The organism is Umezawaea sp. (assembly GCF_036375055.1).
In the GTDB taxonomy this organism is placed as follows: domain Bacteria; phylum Actinomycetota; class Actinomycetes; order Mycobacteriales; family Pseudonocardiaceae; genus Umezawaea.
In genome coordinates this window covers 1-3,118 of the sequence record NZ_DASUSQ010000140.1, presented here as the reverse complement: position 1 = coordinate 3,118, position 3,118 = coordinate 1, and the positions used below count along the sequence as shown (strand labels likewise).

Here is a 3,118-nt window from a genome sequence, read left to right as displayed (position 1 = left end):
GGCGGTGTGGGCGGTGTGGAAGTCCGGTGGTGCGTTCCTGCCGCTGGACCCGGAGCTGCCCGCGGCCCGGTTGGCCGTGATGGTGGAGGACGCGGTCCCGGTGGTGGTCGTGTCGCGGGAGGCGACGCCGGAGTCCTGGCGGACCGTGTCCCCGGACCAGGACGGCGAGGTCCCGGACGTGGACCTGCCGGTGGTGGGTGCCCGCGACCTGGCCTACGTGATGTTCACGTCGGGCTCGACGGGCCGCGCCAAGGGCGTGATGGTCGACCACGGCAACGTCGCGAACTACGCGGAAGCCCTGCTGCTGCCCCGGATGCGCGAGGCCGGGTTCGAGCCCGGCGGTCGGGCCCGCGTGCTGACCGGGACGTCGGCGTTCATCTCCGACTTCTTCCTCACGCAGATCCTGCCGCTGCTGGACGGCCACCCGCTGCTGGTGCTGTCCGGTGCCGAGGGCCGCGACCCCCGGCACCTGGTCGCCCTCGCCCAGGACCCCGAGCGGGCGGTGGACGTCATCGACGCCACGACGTCGCAGATCCAGGTGATGGTGGAGGTGGGGCTGCTGGACGCCCCCCACCCGCCGAAGCTGGTGGCGGTCGGCGGCGAGGCGTGCCCGCCCGACCTGTGGCTGACCCTGCGCTCGCACCCCGCCGTCATCGCGCAGAACCTGTACGGGCCCGCCGAGACGACGGTCGACGTGACCTGCGCGCACCTCGACGAGCACTCCTCGCCGGTGATCGGGCGGCCGTACGGCAACGCGCGGGTGCACCTCGTGGACGAGGAGCTGCACCAGGTGCCGCCGGGCGCGGTCGGCGAGATCGTGATCGGCGGTCCCGGTGTGGGCCGCGGCTACGTCCGCCGCCCCGGCGCGACGGCCGCGGTGTTCGTGCCCGACCCGTGGGGTGAGCCGGGGAGCAGGCTCTACCGGACCGGTGACCTCGGGCGGTACACGGTCGACGGCCAGATCGAGTTCCTCGGCCGCAACGACCACCAGGTGAAGGTCCAGGGCCAGCGGGTCGAGCTGGAGGAGGTCGAAGCCGCGCTGCGCGGCCACCCCGCGATCGACGCGGCGGCGGTGTCCGCGCACCGGATCGGCGCGGACGGGCGGCTGCGGCTGGTCGCCCACCTGGTCGTGGCCGGGGGAACCGCCCTCGACCGGGACGAGGTCCGCGAGCACCTGGCGGGCCGACTGCCCGCCGCGGCGGTCCCGACGGTGCTGGTGCCGGTCGACGCGCTGCCGATGACCGTCGGCGGCAAGCTCGACCGGCTGGCGCTGACCGTGCCGGACGACGTCGAGGCGCAGCTCTCCGGCCGGGACGCGGTGGCGCCGCGGACCGAGACGGAGCGGCGGGTCGCCGCCGCGTGGAGCGCGGTGCTGGGTGTGCCGGACATCGGGGTGCACGAGGACTTCTTCGGTGCCGGTGGGCATTCGCTGCTCGCCGTTCGACTCGCCGTGCGGGTCAGGGCGGAACTCGGCGCTGATCTGGCCCTGCACGAGGTGTTCGCGCACCCGACCGTCGCGGGCCAGGCCGAGCTGATCGACCGGAGCACCGCGGCGGGTGCCGTCGCCGGGATCCCCCGCGTCGAGGGCACCGAGCTGCCCGCGTCGCACGCCCAGGAGCGCCAGTGGTTCCTCTGGCAGCTCGCCCCCGACAGCCCGACGTACCACGTGCCCTGGGGCTACGAGGTGCGCGGCGACCTCGACCTGGCCGCACTGGGCGCGGCCGTCGAGGCGCTGGTGCGGCGCCACGAGTCCTTCCGCACCACGCTGCACCTCGACGAGGACGGCGGTGTGGTGCAGCGCGTCGGCACCGCGGCCTGGAACGGGCTGGTGGTGCTGGACGCCGAGGAGGCCGACGTGGCGGCGCTCGTCGACGGCGAGGCGCGGCGGCCGTTCGACCTCGGTGCCGGACCGGTGCTGCGCGCGACCGCGTGGCGCCTCGCCCCGGACCGGCACGTGGTCCTGTTCGTGGCGCACCACGTCGCGATCGACGAGTGGTCCTCCGACGTCGTCGAGCGCGAGCTGTGGGCGCTGTACCGCGCGGGCGGCGATCCGACCCGTGCCGGGCTGGCCCCCCTGGACGTCCGGTACGCCGACTACTCCGTCTGGCACCGGGACCTCGTGCGGCAGCGGTCCGACGACGACCTCGCCTACTGGCGACGGGCGCTGGACGGCGCACCGCCGCCGTGGCCGCGCTCGTCGAGCGGTCGCGGGCAGGAGGGTGCCCCGTTCGAGGCGAGTGCCCGCACCGTGCCCGTCTCGTCGCTGGCCGGGCTCGACCGGGTCCGCGCGGAGGTCGGGGCGACCGACTTCATGGTGTTCCTCGCCGTGTACTGCCTCCTGCTGGCCCGGCGTTCCGGTGAACGCGACTTCACGGTGGGCGTGCCGGTCTCCGGCCGGGCGCACGCCGATCTCGCGCCGGTGGTGGGCTTCTTCGTGAACACCCTGGCGCTGCGGGTCGTGGTGCGCCCGGAGGACGACTTCCCGGCGCACCTGGAGCGGGTGCGGGAGGTGGTGCTGGGGGCGTTCGCCCACCAGGAGGCACCGTTCGAGCAGGTGGTCCGGGCGGTGGCGCCGGAGCGGGCCGAGGGCGCGAACCCGTTGTTCCGCACCATGTTCTCCTTCACGGCGGGCACGGACCTCGTCGACGGCACGCCCACCGAACTGGTCCTGGGCGACCTGCCGGTCGAGGGCAGCGCCAGCCGGTTCGACCTGTCGCTCGCCACGAGCCGCACGGCCGACGGGCTCGACCTGGCCCTGGCGCTGAACACGGGCCTGTTCGAGGTCGGCGCGGCCGAGGAGCTGCTGGCCGCGTTCGCCGGTCTGCTGGACGTGCTGGACGGGTCCCCGCGGATCGCGGTGGCCGACCTCCTGCGCGCGAGCGACGACGAGCGGCGGCGCGTGGCCGCGTGGACCGGGGACGGTGCCGCACCCGTGCGCACCACGCCCGTGCACGAGCTGTTCCGCGAGCGGGTGGGCCTGTGGCCGGACGCGGTCGCGGTCGAGTCGGGCGAGGAGCGGTTGACCTTCGCGGAGCTGGACGCGCGCAGCGAGGTGCTGGCTCGGCGGCTGGTCGTCGCGGGTGTGCGTCGTGGTGATGTCGTCGGGTTGCACCTGCGG

The 3,118-nt window shown here is 75.1% G+C and carries 1 protein-coding gene; it reads left to right on the top strand.

Translation table 11 applies throughout. The features are described 5' to 3' along the window. Positions 1-13 precede the first annotated feature (13 nt). Positions 14-3,118: condensation domain-containing protein (locus tag VFZ92_RS34715; RefSeq protein ID WP_330880893.1), on the top strand; the 3,105-nt coding region annotated here is incomplete at its 3' end.